We start from the raw sequence: 19441 nt of genomic DNA, 5'->3' as shown, positions 1-19441 counted from the left end.
CATCTCACCAGATGCGCTTTTTTGTTGCCGAAACCCAGCGAAAATCGCGGGGTCAGTATTTTTTGGTCAACGTCATGGTGATACCGTCGCGCCGCATTTCCATGCGGTTCAGCGCACTCATGCCCAACAATACCATCGAGGGGGAACCACCCTCCAGCACCACGCAATCGACCTGATTCAGGATCACGTTTCCCAGCTTCAGTGTATTGATCACCACACGGTACCCCACCTCTTCCCCCGAGGCAGTATGGATAGGAATGCGAGTCCCCTTTTTGTAATCAATGCCGGCATAGACCGCATCACCACTGTTCATGGCGATCAATGTAGCCCCGGTATCAACCAGAAATCGGAGCTCGCGGCCATTCACCATGCCATCCGTCACAAAGTGCCCGGCACCATCGGCATAAAGAGTGACACTGGCAGGGCCGGTGGCTTGATTTCCCGCCACTGTAGCAGCCTGCCCCATCCCGAGTTCACGCCGCTTGCCTTCCACCTCTAGCACCGCCCGGCTGGTATCGGCCGCCACCAATTTGACGCCTTCACGTGAGACCTGGCCCACAGAAAGAGTCTGCGGCTTACCCTTGTTGATAATCAGCATCGCCTTGTTGTTAAACAGGGCCACCACATTGATATCGGTATCCGCATGCACGGCAAACGGCCACAGGCAGAGCAAAGCGAGAGTGAACAGCCGCGGCATGCGGGTCTCCTTCAGAGAGGACTCAGTGGTTTTTCTTGGGCATCAGCCAGGCAAATAACAGGCAGCCCAGCATAGCGCAACTGGCCGAGAGGGTAAATGTCCAGCTGGGCCCCAGCGTATCCCAGGCATAACCACTGGCAATGGCCCCGGCCGTGCCGCCCATGCCATAGGAGACGCTCGTATACAGCCCCTGCCCTTTGGACTGGTGGCGCCCCTTGAAATATTGATGCGTCAGTGCCACGGCGGCGGCGTGATAAGAGCCGAAGGTCGCCGCATGCAGGGTCTGCGCCAGCAGAATCAGCACCCAGCTATCCACCGCCCAGCCAATCACACTGAAGCGCACAAAGGCCAGAACCAGGCTGCCCATCATGATGCGGCGCAAGCCGAACATGGCGGTCAGCCGCGGCATGCCAAGAAAAATCAGGATCTCGCACACCACGCCCAGCCCCCATAACCAGCCGACATGGGTGGCACTGTAACCGTGGGCAACCAGATAGATCGAGTAGAAGGTGTAATACACACCATGTGCCGCCGACATGGTGAAACAGGCGACCATCAGCGCGACCACTTCCCGACGGCGAATAATCGCCCATAGCGATCCGGCATCATCATGGTGCCGAAGTACGGCGGGATCATTCAGCTTGAGTGAAAACAGAAACACCCCGACCAGCAAACCCAGCACCACCCACAGCAGCGCCCGGATATCGCTGAAATCCAGCAGGTAACCGAGGCCAATGACGGCGGCAATAAACCCGATCGACCCCCACAGGCGGATGCGGCCATACCGATCAAACCTGTCCCCCAGATGTCCCAGCGTGACCGCCTCAATCAATGGCAAGGAAGCACTCCAGAAAAAACTCAACGCCAGCATCACCGCAAACAGCCAGGCAAATGAGGTTCCGAAGAAGACACCGGCATATGCCAGCAGGCTCAAGCCCGCCAGCCATTGAATGATACGGACACGATGGCCCAGATGATCGGCCAGCCAGCCCCACAAACTGGGCGAGAATATGCGCGCCACCTGAAACAGCGACATGAGAATCGCGATCTGGAAAGCGCTGAAGGCGAGGGATTTCAGGTAGAGACTCCAGAACGGCGTAAAGGCGCCGACGAAGCCAAAATAGGCAAGATAAAAACCAGACAGACGCCAGTAGAGAGACTTATGCATACCGGACGTCTGCGGTTTTATTCAGAGAAAATCAGATATGTGGTGTGGGGGTCACAACATCGCCGCATTGCGCACGATGACGCAAGGCGTGATCAATGAGCACCAGCGCCATCATGGCCTCGGCAATGGGCGTCGCACGCACACCGACACAAGGGTCATGGCGACCAGTCGTCTGCATGGTGAGTTCTTCGCCCTGCTTGTCGATGGAGCGGCGCTCCTGGGGAATGCTGGACGTTGGCTTAAGCGCGAGGTGCACTTCAATATCCTGTCCGCTCGAAATACCGCCGAGTATGCCGCCGGCATGATTGGTAGCAAAACCATGCGCCGTCAGCTCGTCGCTATGTTCCGAGCCACGCTGCGCCACGCTGGCAAAACCTGCGCCGACCTCGACACCCTTGACTGCATTGATGCTCATCATGGCGTATGCCAGCTCGGCATCCAGACGATCGTAGACCGGCTCGCCCCAGCCCACCGGCACGCCACGGGCCACCACGGAAATACGGGCGCCCACCGAGTCGCGCTCAGCGCGAATCTTGTCCAGATAGGCTTCCAGCTCAGGCAAGATGGTGCGATTGGGCGCAAAGAAGGGGTTTTCTGCGACAGCATCAAAGGTCTCGAAGGGAATGGTCAGCTCACCCAGTTGGCTCATATAACCCTGAATGGTGACGCCGTAACGCTCTTTCAACCACTTCTTGGCAATGGCGCCTGCCGCCACACGCACTGCCGTTTCGCGGGCACTGGAGCGGCCACCACCGCGGTAATCGCGGATGCCGTATTTCTGCCAGTAGGTGTAATCGGCATGGCCTGGGCGGAATGTTTCGGCGATCTTGCCGTAATCCTGGCTGCGTTGATCCTGATTGCGAATAATGAAGCCTATCGGCGCGCCGGTGGTTTTACCTTCAAACACACCAGACAGGATTTCAACGGTATCCGGCTCCTTGCGCTGCGTGACATGGCGCGAAGTACCGGGCTTGCGCCGGTCCAGCTCCACTTGCAGATCAGCCTCGCTGAGGGCCATGCCCGGCGGACACCCGTCTACCACACCGCCAATGGCGGGGCCGTGAGACTCACCGAAGGAGGTAAGCGTAAAAAGTGTGCCTAGTGTATTGCCGGACATGAGATTCTCTTGCGTATAAGCCTGAAAAGGCTGAAGTTTACCATAAGCGCCAGACTGGCATGCCGCGCCTCAAGCCTTGAGGCCGCGAATCCATTGCGTGTAGACGCGCTCTGCCGTTTTCTGCAGCACCGCCACATTTGCACTGAGCGCCGCCGTGATATCGGCGACCTGCTGCACACCAGGGCTGGCCGCAGCGGCCTGGATTTCATCTGCGCCGACACGGCACCAGTCCAGCACCATTTGCTCGGTCATTTCAATATGGCATTGCAATGCCAGGTGCTTGCCGATGGCATAGGCCTGATTTTCGCAATAGGGGCTGACCAGCAAGGGCGTGGCTGCCGGTGGTGGCGCAAAGGTTTCACCATGCCAATGAAATGCCAGGAAATGGGCTTGATCTCCAAACCAGGCTTTTGCTTCCGGCGCAGCCGTTGGTGATACCTCGCCCCAGCCGATTTCCTTGATCGGGTTCAGCGTTACCTGGCCGCCGAGTGCCTGACTGATCAGTTGGCCACCCAGACAGTGCCCCAGCAGCGGGATATCCAGTGCATACGCTTCACGGATAAGGCCCAGCACAGGCGCTATCCATGGCAGATCATCATGCACACTCATGGGTCCACCCATCAAAACCACGCCACTGTAGTCGGCAATCGATGTGGGCAAGCTTTCACCCTGATCAATCTTCAACAATTGCCAGGGAATCTGATGCGCATCCAGAAACTGCGCCAGAAATCCGGGACCTTCAACTGCAGCGTGACGAAAAATGATGACGGGCTTCATGCGTAATCCTCATAAAAAGCGGGTTAATTAAAAAACGACATCCATCAGAGATAGCTTTCATGGCAATCGGCTGGCTGAGACAAAACCATCAGGTCGCCAGTATCTTAAACTCGCCAGGTTGCAACCCGGCCAGGGTATGTGCGCCTATCGCATAGCGTATCAACCGGAGGGTAGGAAAGCCGATCTTGGCCGTCATGCGCCTTACCTGGCGATTCTTACCTTCACTGATGCGGATTTCCAGCCAGGTGGTGGGAATGGCTTTGCGCTCGCGGATGGGCGGAACCCGTGCCCATAGATTGGCAGGCTCGGCAATAATTTTTACCTGTGCAGGCTGAGTCACAAAATCGCCCAAATCGACACCACGGCGCAGCGGCGAGAGTGCTTCATCGTCCGGCGCACCTTCCACCTGAGCCCAATATATCTTGATTTCTTTATGCTTGGGGTGCGCAATCCTGTGTTGCAAGCGGCCGTCATCGGTTAAAATGAGCAAACCTTCGCTGTCCGTATCTAGTCTCCCCGCTGCATATACATCCGGCATCGCGATGTAATCCTTGAGCGTGGGATGATTTTCATGCGCGCTGAACTGGCAAACTACGCCAAAAGGCTTGTTGAACAGAATAAGCATTTAATTTCTAGGGATCTACTCAATGTCTACAAAAATCGTTGTGCCTGGCTTTGGCGAAAAAATCACCGTAAACGCAGATAACTCTCTCAACGTTCCCGATCAGCCGATTATCCCATTTATCGAGGGCGATGGCATTGGCGTTGACATCACGCCCCCCATGATCAAGGTTGTGAATGCTGCGGTAAACAAGGCCTACAGCGGCAAGCGCCAGATTGCCTGGATGGAAGTGTACGCTGGTGAAAAGGCCACCAAGGTATATGGAGACAATACCTGGCTGCCTGAAGAAACCATGAAAGCCGTGCGCGACTATGTGATCTCGATCAAGGGCCCGCTGACAACGCCAGTAGGCGGCGGCATCCGCTCGCTGAATGTGACCCTGCGTCAGGAACTGGATCTGTATGTCTGTCTGCGCCCGGTACAGTACTTCACCGGCGTGCCCAGCCCGGTTAAACACCCGGAAAAAACCGATATGGTGATTTTCCGTGAAAATACCGAAGACATTTATGCTGGTATCGAGTGGGCGGCAGGGACCGATGAAGTCAAGAAAGTCATCGACTTCCTTTCCGACATGGGCGTGCGCAAGAAAATCCGTTTTCCCGAAACCTCTTCCATCGGCATCAAGCCAGTATCCGTGGATGGCAGCAAGCGCCTGGTTCGCAAGGCTATTCAATATGCGATCGACAACAACCGCAAATCGGTGACCATTGCCCACAAAGGCAACATCATGAAATTCACCGAAGGTGGTTTCAAGACTTGGGGCTATGAAGTCGCCAAGGAAGAATTTGGCGCGGTGGAGATCGATGGCGGCCCATGGTGCAAGCTGCCAAATGGCATCATCATCAAGGATTGCATCGCCGATGCCTTCCTGCAGGAAATTCTGCTGCACCCGCAGGACTATGACGTGGTGGCCACCCTGAATCTGAATGGTGATTACATGTCCGACGCGCTGGCCGCGCAAGTCGGTGGTATTGGCATTGCGCCAGGCGCCAATCTGTCGGATACCGTTGCCATGTTTGAGGCAACACACGGCACTGCCCCCAAGATTGCAGGCAAGGATATTGCCAACCCAAGCTCACTCATCCTCTCCGCTGAGATGATGCTGCGCCACATGGGCTGGGCAGAAGCCGCCGATCTGGTGCTAAAAGGCGTGGGGCAAGCGATTAGCGCCAAACGCGTCACGCATGACTTCTCCTCGCAAATGGAAGGCGCTACGCAAGTAGGCAGCGCTCAATTTGGCGACGAAATCATCAACAACATGTAATCAGCCAGCCATGTTAGCCACGCCATTAGGGTGGCTAACATGCGCAAAACTCACTACAAATGAAAACGGCCCGCGTGACGGGCCGTTTTCATGAAGACTGGTTAGCTTAAAAAGCTTAGGCCTTCTGGATGTTGGAAGCCTGTTTGCCTTTAGGGCCTTCGGTAACGTCAAAGCTTACGCGCTGACCTTCCTTAAGACTTTTGTAGCCAGACTCTACAATTGCGGAGAAGTGTGCGAACAAATCGTCGCCACCATCGTCCGGGGTAATGAAACCAAAACCTTTGGAGTCATTAAACCACTTTACGGTACCTGTTGCCATTTCATACTTCCTTGCTAAAACATTAAGAGGAGGCGTCCTCAAAAGTTTGTACTTCAAGACTTTAAGTCGGTAGTGCCGGCTACTATGACCTCGAATCCAAACGCCTGAACGCGTTTTTACGTGTGTTGAATCAAGAAGTCAAGGTTTTTTTAGCGTTTTTTGCATTTTATTTGAACTTTTTAAAACAGTTTCAATACAAGACAGCTAAGTGCCTAATTCAACTACGCTATTTACCCCCAATCTGACGGGGCACGCCAAGTATTCACTTGGATTCTGAAGTGCAATGGCTATTTATCTGTATTGAAATGCAAAATTTGTCACCTGTATATGTCACTTGCTTTACAAAAAAAAGCCGACCGTGCATTATTAAATGTCGTGAAAACTCCCAATACAAGCACAGCAAGGTCGGTTATCTGAATGGCAGCCACCACCCTTCCCAGTAAGTTAGGCGGGCTTGCACGCATGCTGGTGCAAGAGCAACTGCTATCGGAAGAAGACGCGGCCAGTGTACAGGCCAGTGCAACTGCACAACGCATCCCCTTTGTCAGCCAGCTGGTACAAAGCAAGAAACTGCCGGCACTGAAAATTGCCGAGACGGCAGCCAATGCCTTCGGCTTCCCCTTGTTTGATCTTGATGCTTTAAATCCCGATTACATTCCGGCCAAAACGATAGACACCAAGCTCATGGCGAGCAGCCGTGTCATGGCATTGCAAAGCCGCGGCAACTCGCTTTTTGTCGCCCTGTCCGACCCCACCAACCTGCATGCTCTGGATGATGTCCAGTTTCAGGTGGGCATGGCGCTTTCGCCTGTAGTGGTCGAAGAAGACAAACTGAGCAAGTGGATTGCCAGACTCGTGGAAGCGAGCGATACCAGCATGCAATCGCTCAGCATGAGCGATGAATTCAGTCTGGACATGGAATCCGGCAATGAGCCGGTGGAGCAAGAAGTCAGCAGTGCGGAAATTGACGATGCTCCGGTGGTGAAATACATCCAGAAGATACTGCTGGATGCGATCAACATGGGTGCCTCTGACCTGCATTTCGAACCGTATGAAAAGTATTACCGCATTCGCTATCGGGTAGATGGCGTATTGCAGGAAATCGCCCAGCCGCCCTTGGCCATCAAGGAAAAAATGGCCTCCCGCATCAAGGTGATCTCCAATCTGGATATCTCGGAAAAGCGTGTTCCGCAGGATGGCCGAATGAAACTGGTGCTGTCCAAAACCCGGACCATCGACTTCCGCGTCAGCACCCTGCCCATGATCAATGGCGAAAAAATCGTCATGCGGATTCTGGACCCGAGCAGCGCCACGCTGGGCATTGAGGCATTGGGGTATGAGCCAGACCAGAAAGAGGCACTGCTCAGTGCCGTCAGCCGCCCATATGGATTGGTGCTGGTCACCGGGCCCACCGGCTCAGGCAAAACCGTGTCTCTCTACACCTGCCTCAATATTCTCAATAGCCCAGGCGTCAACATTTCCACTGCGGAAGACCCGGCGGAAATCCCTTTGCCTGGCATCAACCAGGTGAATGTGAATGACAAGCAGGGCCTGACCTTTGCCGCTGCATTGAAAGCATTTTTGCGACAGGATCCCGATATCATCATGATCGGGGAAATTCGCGATCTGGAAACGGCCGACATGGCGATCAAGGCCGCCTCGACCGGCCACATGGTGCTGTCCACCCTGCATACCAACGATGCGCCATCGACCCTGACCCGCCTGATGAATATGGGCGTGGCACCTTTCAACATTGCCTCGGCTGTTTCGCTGATTACAGCCCAGCGTCTGGCACGACGCTTGTGCCCGCATTGCAGAGAGCCGCTCGACCTGCCAAAAGAAGCGCTGCTCAGCGTGGGATTCACCGAAGCCGATCTGGATGGAAGCTGGCAACTGTATGGGCCGCGCGAAGGTGGCTGCGAGATGTGCAATGGCGGCTACAAAGGTCGGGTGGGGATTTACCAGGTCATGCCCGTTTCGGACGAAATGAGCCGTATCATCATGAAAAACGGCACCGCGCATGACATTGCGGACCAGGCCAAGCGCGAAGGCGTACGTGACCTTCGCCAGTCAGGCCTCATGAAAGTCAAACAGGGTCTCACTTCCATCGCAGAGGTTGAGGCAGTGACCAATGAATAATCCGCCAACCATAGCATCACTCAGGGGTAATTATGGCCGCACAAGCTAGCAAGGAAGTGATCTACGCCTGGGAAGGCACGGACAAAAAAGGCAAAAAAATCAAAGGCGAAGTCAAAGCCAGTGGCGAAGCCTTCGTCAATGCCACCTTGCGTCGCCAGGGCATTACCGTTACCAAGATCAAAAAACAGAGCGGTCTCAAGTCCGGCGGCAAGGTCAAGGAAAAGGATGTCACGCTATTTACGCGTCAACTGGCCACCATGATGAAAGCTGGCGTGCCGCTACTACAGGCATTCGAGATTGTCGGCAAAGGGCATAACAATCCCGCGGTTTCCAAACTGCTGGGCGATATCAAATCCGACGTGGAAACTGGCAGCAGTCTCAGCCAAGCGTTCCGAAAATACCCGCTTTACTTTGATGCCCTTTATTGCAACCTCGTAGGAGCTGGTGAGCAAGCCGGTATTCTGGATTCGCTGCTTGACCGCCTGGCAACCTATAAGGAAAAAATCCTCGCGATCAAAAGCAAGATCAAGTCGGCGCTGTTTTACCCCGTCTCCATCATTGTCGTCGCCTTCATCATCACTGCCGTTATCATGATCTTCGTGATTCCGGCCTTTAAGGAACTATTCAGCAGCTTTGGCGCGGACCTGCCAGCCCCGACCCTCATCGTCATGGCTATCTCCGATTTCTTTGTGGAATACTGGTGGGCAATTTTTGGGGCCATTGGTGGCGGCGTGTGGTTTTTCTTCTACTCATGGAAGCGCTCGATCAAGATGCAAGCGACCATGGACCGGCTTGTTCTTAAAATTCCGGTATTTGGAGAGTTGATACGCAAGGCCACCATCGCCCGCTTTGCACGCACCCTCTCCACCATGTTTGCCGCCGGCGTGCCACTGGTGGAAGCACTGGATTCCGTTGCCGGCGCATCGGGCAATCGCGTTTACTATGAGGCAACCAAGCAGATTCAAAGCGAGATCAGCACGGGTACCAGCCTCACCGTGGCCATGCAGAATGTAGAAGTTTTCCCCAATATGGTATTGCAAATGGTCGCCATTGGTGAGGAATCGGGTGCGCTTGACTCGATGCTGTCCAAGGTCGCCGATTTCTACGAAGCAGAAGTGGATGATGCGGTAGAAGCCTTGTCCAGCCTGATGGAGCCTATCATCATGGTCGTGCTGGGCACGCTGATCGGGGGGCTGGTCATCGCCATGTACCTGCCTATCTTCAAGATGGGGCAAGTGGTTTAAGGCGCGTTGCAACAGATTAGCCCGCTGGCTTTTCAGCGGGTCGCGGACACAAAAAAAGAGGCGGATTACCGCCTCTTTTTTTACAGCCCAAAAACAGTGACTGTTATTTCTTGGCCGGTGTGGTGCTCATGGCTTTTTCAATATCCTTGGCAGGATAGGCACCCAGCATGCGTTTGCCATCGGCGAAAATCAGGGTGGGGGTGCTCACCACGCCCAGTTTGCGACCAAGCTCGGCGGATTTATCAATCGCAGAGGTATCGCAGTTACCGGCTTTGGCCAGCTGACCATTCAACACCCAATCCTGCCAGGCCTTGGCGCGATCAGTAGCGCACCAGATGGCCTTGGATTTGTTCACCGCATCAGGATGCAATTGTTCCAGCGGGAAAAGGAAGGTGTAGATCGTGACATCGTTGATATTCACCAGCTCTTTTTGCTCAAGCCGTTTGCAATAAGGGCAGTCGGGGTCAGAAAATACGACCAGCTTGCGGCTGCCATTACCCTTGACGACCTTGATGGCCTGATCCAGCGGCAAGGAAGAGAAATCCACCTTGGTCAGTTCATCCAGACGCTCGCCAGTCACATCACGCTTGGACTTGGGCTCGATAAGACGGCCATCCGCAATCAGAAAGCTGAATTTGTCGTCGGTATAGATAATCTGACCATCCAGAAATACTTCATACAAGCCGGCATAGCTGGTTTTGGTGATGCTTTCAACGCGCACTTTGGGATACGTCGCTTCAATCGCCTTGCGCAGGCTGGCTTCATCGGCGTGCACATTCAGGCTGAACGCCGCAACCAGCATCATTCCCATCAACTTCTTAATCATGAAATTTCCTTAATCAAACTGCTTAAATAATAGCGTGCTGTATCAGCGGTTTTTTCAATGCGGAAGCATCTACCAGCCGCATGCCATGGTTACGCAAACGCCGCAGCACCGGATGCTCACTGGCAAACAGCAGTTGCAAGCCATGCGTCAATCCCTGCAACGATACCATATCCGTCTTGCGCGACCGCTCGTAATGACGCAAAAGCTGAATATCGCCCCAGCTTTGCAGGGCGTGTCGCCGGGTCAGACTCTGCATCAGGCTAACCACATCGCGAAAGCCCAGATTCACCCCTTGCCCGGCCAGCGGATGCACCTGATGCGCGGCATCGCCCACCAGCGCCAGATGGGGCTTTACCAGCACATGCGATGTCTGTTTGACCAGAGGAAACGCAGCAGCTGGCGTAATCAGGCGCAAAGCGCCCAAGGCATGCTGCCCAGCCTCGGCCACACGTGCCTCCAGCGCCGCGGCATCCAGGGCAAGTAATTCTTTTGCCCCCTCCGTGGACCAGACAATCGAAATGCGGTTCCCCGGCAAGGGCAACCAGGCCAGGATTCCATCCTTATTCAGCCATTGCCGCGCGATATTGCCGTGTGGCAATGCCGTTTCGAAATTCGCCACCAGCCCTTGCTGGGCATACACATGTTTATCGCTGCTGATGCCGGCCTGCTGCCGCACCCAGGAGGCCCCGCCATCGGCTGCCACCAGCAGGTCGGCACTGATTTTCTCACCACTTTCCAGCGTCAGCGTAGCGGCTTTGTCACTGAAAGAGGCACCCGCACACGCAGTACCAAATCGCATATCAACGCCAGCCTCGTCCAGAGCTTGCAGTAGCGCCTGCTGCAAGGCCGTGTTTTCAACAATAAACCCCAGCTGGGAGGCGCCTATGTCTTCGGCGTCAAAATGCAACTGGTCCTGGGCGCTATCGCCCCAGACCATCATGCGATCGATGGGGCAAATTCGCTCAGCGGGGATACGCGACCAGACACCCAGTGCTGCCAGCCACTCGGCATTGCCCGGGGTGATGGCATAAATCCGGCTATCCCAGTCATGCGTGAGTTCCTCGGAAGAACGTACTGCACGATCCAGCAAAATAGCATGCATGCCCTGGTGCGTGGCCGCCAGTGCCGTTGCCAAGCCCACCAGACCGCCACCTACCACTACCATCTCAGCGCGCGTACTCATCCACGGCTCCCAAAACTCATTTTGCGCACCAATCTGTGTTTAACAAAAGGCACCACATCCAGCAAACCCAGGCCTACACCCCGCATGCGATTGAGTCCGACAATGTCATTGGAAAACAGGTTGACGAGGAAATCGGTAAACAGCAAACCGCGCTTGGTGTCGGTTTTACGGCTGGCGCTGTAGGCCTTGAACATATCCGGGCTTCCCCATGCGGCGGAAGGCGTTTCGGCGATTTTTCTGGCCAGCTCCCAGGCATCGCGCAGCCCCACATTGAAACCTTGCCCGGCCACCGGATGCATGGTCTGGGCGGCATTGCCGATCACCACCAGATGGGGCGCGGTTACCGGATCAAGATAGGACAGCTTGAGCGGAAAGCTCATGCGCTTTTCCACCTGCAAAAAACGCCCAACACGATCACCAAAGTGCTGATGCAACTGCTGCAGGAAGACATCATCCGGCAGTTCCAGCAAACCGTGGATGGCATCTGCCTGTCCGGTCCATACCAGCGAAAAGTCGCGCGGCCCATTGGGCAACAGGGCGACCGGCCCATCCGGGGTGAATCGCTCATAGGCAATATTGTCGTGGGCCAGCTCGGCGCGGACCTTGGTGACCAGGGCATCATGCCCATAGTGCTTGGTTTCGCGCTTCAGCCCCGGAATATCGCCCAGGCTGCGGCCACCATCGGCCAGAACTACCAGCTTGCCGGTCAGGGTATGTGTCACGCCATGCTGCCGGTAACTCACTTCACCATGTTCGGCTGAAGGCGTAATCGTCAGTACCTCGGCTTCATGGCGGATATCGGTCTCGTTATCCTGTTGTAATGCGTGATCAAGCACACGGCTCAGATTGCCATAGGAGAGCACATAACCCAGCGCCGATTGGCCGTGCTCTTCTGCCCGCAAGCGCGAGCGGCCCAGGCTGCCACGTTGTGAAATATGAATGGTGTTGATGGCGGTCGCCTGCTCTGCAAGCTGGCTCCACAGACCGAGCTTTTCCAGAATGACGCGCGTACCATAAGACAAAGCCAGCGCGCGCTGATCCGCATGCGCGGCACCGGGCGCGCGGGCCTCCAGCAACGTAGCGCGCAGCCCCTGTTTGCGCAGAGTAAGCGCCAGAGTAGCGCCGACCGGACCGCCACCTACGATAATGATATCGGCCTGATCACTCATGCTGCCCTCATCAACTCTTCAATGGCGGCGACGGTTTTAGGTGCCGCTTCGGTAATGATGTCGCAACCCTCGGCAGTCACCAGCGCATCATCTTCAATACGGATGCCGATATTCCAGAACGCTTCCGGCACACCGTCGGCAGGTCGAATGTAACAACCCGGCTCCACCGTCAGCACCATGCCTGGCTGCAATGTGCGCCATTCGCCGTCCAGCTTGTACTCACCTGCATCATGTACATCCAGGCCTAACCAGTGGCCAGTGCGATGCATGTAAAACTGGCGATAATCGCCCGACTCCAGCACCGCATCCACCGTACCGCGGCACAGGCCCAGATCAATAAAGCCTTGCGCCAACACCTTGAGTGCGGCTTCATGCGGGGCGTTCCAGTGCGATTGCGGGTTGACCTGGGCGATGGCGGCGTATTGCGCCGCCAGCACCAGCTCATAAACATCCTTTTGCGCCCCACTGAATCGGCCATTGACGGGAAAAGTCCGCGTAATGTCCGAAGCATAACCATCCAGTTCGCAACCCGCGTCGATCAGCAGCAGATCACCATCGTTGAGCGGCGCATTGTTGGCGATGTAATGCAGCACGCAGGCATTCGCGCCGCCGGCCACGATGGAGGTATACGCTGGATACTGGCTGCCATGGCGATAAAAGGTATGCAGCAACTCGGCTTCAATTTCGTATTCATGCTTGCCTGGCCTGGTGGCCTGCATAGCACGCGCATGTGCTTCAGCCGAAATAACGGCCGCGCGGCGCATGGTGGCAATCTCCTGCGGCGACTTGATAAGCCGCATCTCGTCCAGCAAGGCTCTTACATCGCGAATCGCAGCAGGCGCGCTGACACCCGCCCGGCCCTGGCTGCGCAACTGATTGATCCACCCCGTCACGCGCTGATCCCAGACCGCATCGGCGCCCAGGCTGAAGTAAAGCTCGGGCTGGTTGGCGAGCAAGGCCGGGATGCGGGTATCCAGTTCGCTGATGGAGTAGGCTTCGTCAACACCAAACTCCGCCAGCGCACCGGCGGGACCATGGCGAAAGCCATCCCAGATTTCGCGCTCCATATCCTTGTCGCGGCAGAACAGGATACTTTTGGGAGTATCACCGGCAATCACCACGATCACGGCTTCGGGCTCGGTAAAGCCCGTCAGGTAGTAAAAGTAGCTGTCATAGCGATAGGGATAATGGGTATCCCGATTGCGCAGAGCCTCAGCCGCGGTAGGGATAATGGCGACGCCCTGCCCCATGCGGCTGGCAAGGGTGGCACGGCGGGATTGCAAATGCGGTATATCTAGCATGGCATGACCTTAAGCATGTGACTCATTCAGATAGGCATCCAGCTGCGCGAGCTGGGCGGGCGTGCCTATATTGTCCCAAACACCCGAAAAATGCCGGCCGGCCAATTGCCGCCTGGCGATCGCCTGTTTGAACAAGGGCAGCATGGGCATGCTTGCCCCCGCGGGTACGCTGGCAAAAAAAGCAGGCTGAAAAACCCCGATATTGGCATAGGTCAGCTTGGGGTTGCCATCCAGCTGAATCAAGCCATCGACCAGACCAAAATCCCCGGCAGCGTGCCAGGATGGATTGTCCACCATCCACAGGCAGGCCAGGGCAGCATCATTTTCGGCCAGCAAACCTTCGCTCAACTCCCGGTAATCCGCCTCAACATAAATGTCGCCACTGATCACCAGAAAAGGCTCATCGCCCAACAAAGGCAAGGCCGCGGCTACGCCGCCCGCTGTTTCCAGCGCCTCGGCTTCTCGCGAGTACTCTATCGACAGGCCCCAGGCGCTGCCGTTCCCCAGTGCCTGCTCAATTTGCGCGCCGAGGTAGGCATGATTGATGACCACTTCAGAAAAGCCCGCGGCGGCCAGATGCTCGAGGTGATGCACGATCAATGGCTTGCCACCCGCTTTCAATAAAGGCTTGGGCGTATGGTCGGTCAGCGGCCGCATGCGGGAGCCGCGGCCCGCCGCCAGTATCATCGCGCGCATCAGAAGGTCAAACCCTGCTGCGGGGCAACATCATGCAATTGATCCAGCAGGCGCCACATCGGGCGCAGCTCGGTATAGCGGGCGCAGACACGGCGCAAATATTCCAGCACCAGTGGCATGTCCTTGAGATAGCCATCCTTGCCATCGCGGTAATTCAGGCGGGCAAAAATCCCCAGCACCTTGATATGACGCTGCGCGCCCATGAACTCAAAATCGCGATAAAACTCGGAAAAATCCTGCGGTACCGGCAAACCGGCATCGCGTGCCGATTGCCAGTAGCGCACCGTCCAATCCAGCACCTGCTCTTCTTCCCAGGCAATGTAGGCATCCTTGAACAGCGAGACCAGATCATAGGTGATCGGCCCATACACGGCATCCTGAAAATCCAGCACGCCGGGGTTAGGCTCGCAGAGCATCAGGTTGCGGGCATGGTAATCACGATGCACATACACTTGGCCCTGAGACAGCGCATTTTGGGTAAGGACGGCAAAGGTGCTGTCCAGCACCGCCTGCTGTTTTGCATCCAGCTCCCTGTTAAGGTGCCGTTTGACATACCAGTCCGGGAACAGCTGCATTTCCCGCATGAGCAAGGCTTCGTCGTATGGGGGCAAAACGTCGGGACGACTGGCGCGCTGCAATGACACCAGCGCCTGACAGGCATCACGATACAAGGCACTGGCATTGTCTGCCGTGAGCACTTGCAGGTAGGTCGTGTCGCCCAGATCACTTAATAACAAAAATCCCTGCTCCAGATCTTGCGCCAGTACCTGCGGCACATGAAGATCAGCCTCCAGTAGCAGCCTGGCGACTTCGACGAATGGCCGGCAATCTTCCTGAGGCGGCGGCGCATCCATCGCAATCAGGGTCCGGTCCGCCAGATGTACTCGAAAATAACGCCGGAAACTGGCATCGGCCGAAGCCGTGGTCAGCTGATAAGCGGCATGGTTCAGAACCTGATCCAGCCACGCCTGCAGTTGAGTCAATCGCATGGGGTAAAAACTTCCTGACAAAATTAACACTTGTGGCAACGCCTGCGAATGCTTGCGCGACGCGGTTTTCACGCTATCGGCGGCAAAGATATGCATTGCCTAAAAATTGAATTTATGCGATTTTATCACCCTATAACAAAGTCCCACCCACACTTTTTGCGTAGCCCAACCATAGTGAAAATCCGCCGACTACCATTTGCCGTAGCCCTCATTTGCCTCAACTACAGTTCAGTCCAAGCCGCAGAGACATCCGAACTCGAGCAAATGGGCAGCGCTCCGTTGCAGACCGTTGGCGTCACCAGCCAGCCGGGTGAAGTCGTCATTGAAGGCGACAAGCTGCAGATGAATCTGGGCCGCAAAATGAAAGCCACCGGCAATGCCTCGCTGCACCAGCAAAGTCAGGATGTATACGGCGATGTGATTGAGTACGACGAGCAAAACGAAGCCCTGCACGTGCTGGGCAATGCCCGCATCGAGTCTGGTGGCGGTGTCGTCACCGGCCCGGAGCTGCGCATGCAGCTGCATGAAAACATAGGCGAAATGCGCGACGCCTCCTTCAAGCTCAACAATCAGTTCACCGGGATCCCGCTGGCAGGCGCTGCCAATCTGGGCAGTACAAAAACCTTTGCCGACCCGAATGAAGTCATCGCGGACAGCAACTCGCAAATCAGCTCACAAAATATAGACGACAAGTCCAGCAGCTCGCCAGGCTTCCAGAAGAAAATAGGCGCATCGCGCGGCGATGCCTCGGCCATTTTCTTTGAAGGCCAGGATAAAAAGCGCCTGACCGGGGCACGCTACACCACCTGCGAAGTGGGCAAGGATGACTGGTACATCAAGGCTAGTGAGATTGAGCTGGATGATTACACCAAGACGGCCACCGCACGCAACGCGCGCGTGGAGTTCTTGAATACGCCGATTCTATATACACCATGGATTAGTTTTTCCTTCCTGAACCAGCGTAAAACCGGTTTGTTATCACCAACCTTCGGCACCACGTCGCGTAGCGGTTTCGAATTGCTGACCCCGTTTTACTGGAATATTGCTCCGAACATGGACGCCACTGTCGCCACCCGTTATCTGGGTACACGCGGCATGCAATACCAGGGTGAATTCCGCTATCTGGGTGAAACCTATTCCGGCATTGATAACGTGGAATATCTGCCTAGCGATGCCAGCACGGGCGATACACGTTACTACATGCGCTTGAAGCATGACCAGACATTGCCCAATGGTTGGTCGACGGGTTACCAGTTCGAAAAGGTATCGGATGACAAATACTTCTCCGAACTCTCTACCCGCATTACGGTAACCAGCCGGGTGAATTTGCCGCAACAAGCGTATTTGAACTACGCGAACGATGTATGGAATTTTAATGGCCTGGTACAAAAGTATCAGACTCTGGATGGGGTTTCTTACCCCTATGAGCGGCTGCCCCAGCTGACACTGACCGGCAACAAGGATGTGGGCGCCTTCAATACCAACCTTTATACCCAATGGGTCAGCTTTGACCGCAACCCCAGCAGCCCACTGACTTCGACCACTGCCAGCGGTCAAGTGCTGACCACCTCGGTAACCGGTAATCGCTTTACTGCCTACCCCTCGGTCAGCCTGCCCATGGCCAGGCCTTATGGCTATATCACGCCCAAGATCGGCGTGAATTACACCAGCTACGGACTGCAAAATTCCGAATACACGCTGGGCTCCGTCAGCGGCAATTATGAATCCACCAGTCGCACGCTACCTATCGTCAGCGTGGACAGCGGTCTGTTTTATGATCGCCAGGTGCGGGTCGTGAAAAACATGTACACGCAGACGCTGGAACCGCGCCTGTACTATGTCTACATTCCCTACCAGGACCAGTCGATGTTGCCGGTGTTTGACAGCTCACAGTCCGACTTGAGCATGAGCACCCTGTTCCTGGAAAATCAGTTCAACGGCAATGACCGCATCAACAACGCCAACCAGATCACCCTGGCGGTCACCTCGCGCATGATCGACAGTCGCACGGGTGAGCAGCGGCTTGCCGCCACCGTAGGCCAGCGCTTTTACTTTGCTGACCAGAAGGTGGGTCTACCCGGTGCAAACCTGCGTACCGGTGACTCCTCCGATATCGTGACCGCCCTCACTGCCAAGCTGCTCAACAAGTGGAGCCTGGATACGGCATGGCAGTTCAATACGGATCGCAGCCGCACCACCAAGGCCAACATCGGCGCGCGCTACAACCCCGAGCCCGGCAAAGTGCTGAATATCGGCTACCGTTATACCGAAGACAGTCTGGAACAGATCAACTTGTCTAGCCAATGGCCGCTGGGCAATGGCTGGTATGGCCTGGGCCGCTGGAACTACTCCCTGCGTGAAACCCGTCCGATTGAAGGTCTGGCGGGGCTTGAATACAACGCAGGCTGCTGGCAGGCGCGTACTGTGCTGCAACGGGTCTCCACCGCAACGGCCAGTGCCAACTATGCCTTCTTTATCCAACTGGAACTGGGCGGCCTGGCCTCCATTGGTTCCAATCCGTTAACTCTGTTAAACCGGGGTATTCCAGGCTACACCAGCACTGGCTTGCTCCCCGATACCGTTCAGCAACAACCATCCTCCTATGAGTAATATGACCATTAAAAACTGCCTGATGGCAGGCCTGTTCCTGTGGGCTGGCGCCTTGCTGCCGCATGTCGCTATCGCCGCACAGGATGGCTCTGTCAACAAGATTGACCGTATCGTGGCCGTCGTCGACCAAGGCGTCGTCACCGAGAAAGAATTAAACGACCGCATTGAAATCGTCAGCGCGCAACTGGAAAAGCAAGGCAACCAGTTACCGCCACGCAATGTACTCGAAAAACAGATACTGGAGCGCCTGATCAACGACCGGTTGCAGCTTCAGTATGCAGCGCAGACCGGCCTGCGCGTAGACGATGACCAGCTCGACAAGACCATCATGCGTATCGCCGAGCAGAACAAGATGGGCGTACCGGAGTTCAAGGAAGCCCTGGCGGCCGAAGGCATTGTCTACAAGAAATTCCGCGAAGACATCCGCAACGAAATCCTGCTGGCGCGCTTGCGCGAGCGTGAAGTGGACAACCGCGTCAATGTCACCGAATCCGAAGTGGATAACTTCCTGACCACGCAATCGTCTCGTCAGGATTCATCGGATGAATATGAAATTTCCCATATCCTCATCCGCGCGCCGGAAGATGGATCGCCTGAAGACCTCAAGCGCCTGCGTGAAAAAGCCGAAGATGCATTGAAGAAACTGCAAGCAGGCGAGGATTTCGGACAGGTATCCGCCCGCGTATCCGATGCACCGAATGCACTGGAAGGCGGCAAGCTGGGATGGAAGACCGCGGCCCAGGTGCCCGCCTTATTCCTGGAAGCACTGAAACCCATGCAGGTCGGCCAGTTATCCGGCATTCTGCGTAGCCCCAATGGCTTTCATATTCTCAAGCTTACCGACCGTCGTGGCGGCAATACCTCCACCATGGTGCAGCAAACGCATACCCGCCACATCCTGATCAAGACCAGCGAAGTGCTGTCGGAAACCGAAGCCAAGCGCAAGATTGATGGCATCAAACAGCTGATTGATAACGGTGAGGATTTTGGTGAGGCGGCAAAACGCTATTCCAACGACGGCTCGGCCGCCAATGGTGGCGACCTCGGCTGGGTTAACCCGGGTGACACCGTTCCACAATTTGAAAAAGCCATGAATGCCCTGCAGCCAGGCCAGATCAGTGACGCCGTGCGTTCGCCTTTTGGCTGGCATTTGATTCAGGTGCTGGAACGCCGCAACCAGGACATGACGCGTGAAGCAGAACGCATGAAAGCGCGTCAGGAAATCCGCCAGCGCAAAGCTGATGAAGCTTACCAGGACTGGGTGCGCGAACTGCGCGACCGCGCCTATGTCGAGCTGCGCCTGGAAGACAAATATTAAGC

Annotated in this window: 17 protein-coding genes; 5 read left to right on the top strand and 12 right to left on the bottom strand. The window is 55.7% G+C overall.

The window, feature by feature from the left end; genetic code table 11:
* Nucleotides 1-52 precede the first annotated feature (52 nt).
* The 5 genes from MPQ_RS03020 to MPQ_RS03000 all read right to left on the bottom strand — a co-directional run bounded on the left by MPQ_RS03020 (nucleotide 53) and on the right by MPQ_RS03000 (nucleotide 4384).
* Nucleotides 53-697 (bottom strand): TIGR02281 family clan AA aspartic protease, encoded by a 645-nt coding sequence (locus tag MPQ_RS03020; RefSeq protein ID WP_013441425.1) that lies wholly within the window; start codon nucleotides 695-697, stop codon nucleotides 53-55.
* Between the two features lie 22 nt (nucleotides 698-719).
* Nucleotides 720-1865 (bottom strand): MFS transporter, encoded by a 1146-nt coding sequence (locus MPQ_RS03015; RefSeq protein ID WP_013441424.1) that lies wholly within the window; start codon nucleotides 1863-1865, stop codon nucleotides 720-722.
* Between the two features lie 31 nt (nucleotides 1866-1896).
* Complete coding sequence (gene aroC / locus MPQ_RS03010; RefSeq protein ID WP_015829467.1) at nucleotides 1897-2982, bottom strand: chorismate synthase; 1086 nt, start codon at nucleotides 2980-2982, stop codon at nucleotides 1897-1899.
* 69 nt (nucleotides 2983-3051) lie between these two features.
* Complete coding sequence (locus MPQ_RS03005) at nucleotides 3052-3759, bottom strand: type 1 glutamine amidotransferase (RefSeq protein ID WP_013441422.1); 708 nt, start codon at nucleotides 3757-3759, stop codon at nucleotides 3052-3054.
* An 88-nt stretch (nucleotides 3760-3847) separates the two neighbouring features.
* A complete protein-coding gene (locus tag MPQ_RS03000; protein ID WP_013441421.1) occupies nucleotides 3848-4384 on the bottom strand; it encodes a pseudouridine synthase in 537 nt (178 codons plus the stop codon).
* 22 nt (nucleotides 4385-4406) lie between these two features.
* Between MPQ_RS03000 and icd the strand changes: the two genes are divergently transcribed.
* Nucleotides 4407-5645, top strand: coding sequence for an NADP-dependent isocitrate dehydrogenase (gene icd / locus MPQ_RS02995; protein WP_013441420.1), 1239 nt, complete (start codon nucleotides 4407-4409; stop codon nucleotides 5643-5645).
* A 115-nt stretch (nucleotides 5646-5760) separates the two neighbouring features.
* Here the strand turns inward: icd and MPQ_RS02990 are convergent, their stop codons facing one another.
* Complete coding sequence (locus MPQ_RS02990) at nucleotides 5761-5964, bottom strand: cold-shock protein (RefSeq protein ID WP_013441419.1); 204 nt, start codon at nucleotides 5962-5964, stop codon at nucleotides 5761-5763.
* Between the two features lie 417 nt (nucleotides 5965-6381).
* Here MPQ_RS02990 and pilB point away from each other — a divergent pair, with 417 nt between their 5' ends.
* Together pilB and MPQ_RS02980 are read left to right on the top strand one after the other, a co-directional pair.
* On the top strand, nucleotides 6382-8103 hold the full coding sequence (gene pilB / locus MPQ_RS02985; RefSeq protein WP_015829464.1) for a type IV-A pilus assembly ATPase PilB: 1722 nt from the start codon (nucleotides 6382-6384) through the stop codon (nucleotides 8101-8103).
* 32 nt (nucleotides 8104-8135) lie between these two features.
* The gene (locus MPQ_RS02980) at nucleotides 8136-9347 is read left to right on the top strand and encodes a type II secretion system F family protein (RefSeq protein ID WP_013441416.1); all 1212 of its coding nucleotides are present in this window, start codon (nucleotides 8136-8138) and stop codon (nucleotides 9345-9347) included.
* Between the two features lie 103 nt (nucleotides 9348-9450).
* Here MPQ_RS02980 and MPQ_RS02975 read toward each other — a convergent pair whose 3' ends face one another.
* From MPQ_RS02975 to MPQ_RS02950, 6 genes are read right to left on the bottom strand one after another with little or no spacing between them, the layout of a single operon-like run.
* Nucleotides 9451-10173, bottom strand: a complete 723-nt coding sequence (locus tag MPQ_RS02975; RefSeq protein ID WP_013441415.1) for a DsbC family protein — start codon at nucleotides 10171-10173, stop codon at nucleotides 9451-9453.
* Between the two features lie 22 nt (nucleotides 10174-10195).
* The gene (locus tag MPQ_RS02970; protein ID WP_041361984.1) at nucleotides 10196-11356 is read right to left on the bottom strand and encodes an FAD-dependent monooxygenase; all 1161 of its coding nucleotides are present in this window, start codon (nucleotides 11354-11356) and stop codon (nucleotides 10196-10198) included.
* Nucleotides 11353-12525: an FAD-dependent oxidoreductase gene (locus MPQ_RS02965; RefSeq protein WP_013441413.1), complete on the bottom strand. Its 1173-nt coding sequence runs from the start codon at nucleotides 12523-12525 to the stop codon at nucleotides 11353-11355. The genes MPQ_RS02970 and MPQ_RS02965 overlap by 4 nt, the downstream gene beginning before the upstream one ends.
* Nucleotides 12522-13826 carry an aminopeptidase P N-terminal domain-containing protein gene (locus MPQ_RS02960; protein WP_013441412.1) on the bottom strand — a complete coding sequence of 435 codons (1305 nt, stop codon included), beginning with the start codon at nucleotides 13824-13826 and terminating at the stop codon, nucleotides 12522-12524. The genes MPQ_RS02965 and MPQ_RS02960 overlap by 4 nt, the downstream gene beginning before the upstream one ends.
* Before the next feature lie 9 nt (nucleotides 13827-13835).
* Entirely contained in the window at nucleotides 13836-14522 is a 687-nt protein-coding gene (murU, locus tag MPQ_RS02955) for an N-acetylmuramate alpha-1-phosphate uridylyltransferase MurU (RefSeq protein ID WP_013441411.1), read from the bottom strand.
* Complete coding sequence (locus tag MPQ_RS02950) at nucleotides 14522-15511, bottom strand: aminoglycoside phosphotransferase family protein (protein ID WP_041362550.1); 990 nt, start codon at nucleotides 15509-15511, stop codon at nucleotides 14522-14524. Before MPQ_RS02950 ends, murU begins: the two co-directional genes overlap by 1 nt.
* Nucleotides 15512-15775: 264 nt before the next feature.
* On the opposite strand from MPQ_RS02950, the gene MPQ_RS02945 reads away from it, so the two are divergent.
* Together MPQ_RS02945 and MPQ_RS02940 are read left to right on the top strand one after the other, a co-directional pair.
* Nucleotides 15776-18121 carry an LPS-assembly protein LptD gene (locus MPQ_RS02945; RefSeq protein WP_238525336.1) on the top strand — a complete coding sequence of 782 codons (2346 nt, stop codon included), beginning with the start codon at nucleotides 15776-15778 and terminating at the stop codon, nucleotides 18119-18121.
* Between the two features lies 1 nt (nucleotide 18122).
* Nucleotides 18123-19439, top strand: a complete 1317-nt coding sequence (locus tag MPQ_RS02940; RefSeq protein WP_013441408.1) for a peptidylprolyl isomerase — start codon at nucleotides 18123-18125, stop codon at nucleotides 19437-19439.
* The last annotated feature ends 2 nt before the right edge of the window (nucleotides 19440-19441 follow it).

The sequence above is a fragment of the Methylovorus sp. MP688 genome (genome assembly GCF_000183115.1).
Classification (GTDB): domain Bacteria; phylum Pseudomonadota; class Gammaproteobacteria; order Burkholderiales; family Methylophilaceae; genus Methylovorus; species Methylovorus glucosotrophus.
This window is presented reverse-complemented; position numbering and strand designations above follow the sequence as displayed.

Bases quoted from the DNA above. Each gene is read 5' to 3' on its own strand.
- icd (WP_013441420.1), top strand. From the start codon at position 4,407: ATGTCTACAAAAATCGTTGTGCCTGGCTTTGGCGAAAAAATCACCGTA.
- MPQ_RS03020 (WP_013441425.1), bottom strand. From the start codon at position 697: ATGCCGCGGCTGTTCACTCTCGCTTTGCTCTGCCTGTGGCCGTTTGCC.
- pilB (WP_015829464.1), top strand. From the start codon at position 6,382: ATGGCAGCCACCACCCTTCCCAGTAAGTTAGGCGGGCTTGCACGCATG.
- MPQ_RS02975 (WP_013441415.1), bottom strand. From the start codon at position 10,173: ATGATTAAGAAGTTGATGGGAATGATGCTGGTTGCGGCGTTCAGCCTG.
- MPQ_RS03015 (WP_013441424.1), bottom strand. From the start codon at position 1,865: ATGCATAAGTCTCTCTACTGGCGTCTGTCTGGTTTTTATCTTGCCTAT.
- aroC (WP_015829467.1), bottom strand. From the start codon at position 2,982: ATGTCCGGCAATACACTAGGCACACTTTTTACGCTTACCTCCTTCGGT.
- MPQ_RS02960 (WP_013441412.1), bottom strand. From the start codon at position 13,826: ATGCTAGATATACCGCATTTGCAATCCCGCCGTGCCACCCTTGCCAGC.
- MPQ_RS03000 (WP_013441421.1), bottom strand. From the start codon at position 4,384: ATGCTTATTCTGTTCAACAAGCCTTTTGGCGTAGTTTGCCAGTTCAGC.
- murU (WP_013441411.1), bottom strand. From the start codon at position 14,522: ATGCGCGCGATGATACTGGCGGCGGGCCGCGGCTCCCGCATGCGGCCG.
- MPQ_RS02970 (WP_041361984.1), bottom strand. From the start codon at position 11,356: ATGAGTACGCGCGCTGAGATGGTAGTGGTAGGTGGCGGTCTGGTGGGC.
- MPQ_RS02950 (WP_041362550.1), bottom strand. From the start codon at position 15,511: ATGCGATTGACTCAACTGCAGGCGTGGCTGGATCAGGTTCTGAACCAT.
- MPQ_RS02980 (WP_013441416.1), top strand. From the start codon at position 8,136: ATGGCCGCACAAGCTAGCAAGGAAGTGATCTACGCCTGGGAAGGCACG.
- MPQ_RS02945 (WP_238525336.1), top strand. From the start codon at position 15,776: ATGGGCAGCGCTCCGTTGCAGACCGTTGGCGTCACCAGCCAGCCGGGT.
- MPQ_RS02940 (WP_013441408.1), top strand. From the start codon at position 18,123: ATGACCATTAAAAACTGCCTGATGGCAGGCCTGTTCCTGTGGGCTGGC.
- MPQ_RS03005 (WP_013441422.1), bottom strand. From the start codon at position 3,759: ATGAAGCCCGTCATCATTTTTCGTCACGCTGCAGTTGAAGGTCCCGGA.
- MPQ_RS02990 (WP_013441419.1), bottom strand. From the start codon at position 5,964: ATGGCAACAGGTACCGTAAAGTGGTTTAATGACTCCAAAGGTTTTGGT.
- MPQ_RS02965 (WP_013441413.1), bottom strand. From the start codon at position 12,525: ATGAGTGATCAGGCCGATATCATTATCGTAGGTGGCGGTCCGGTCGGC.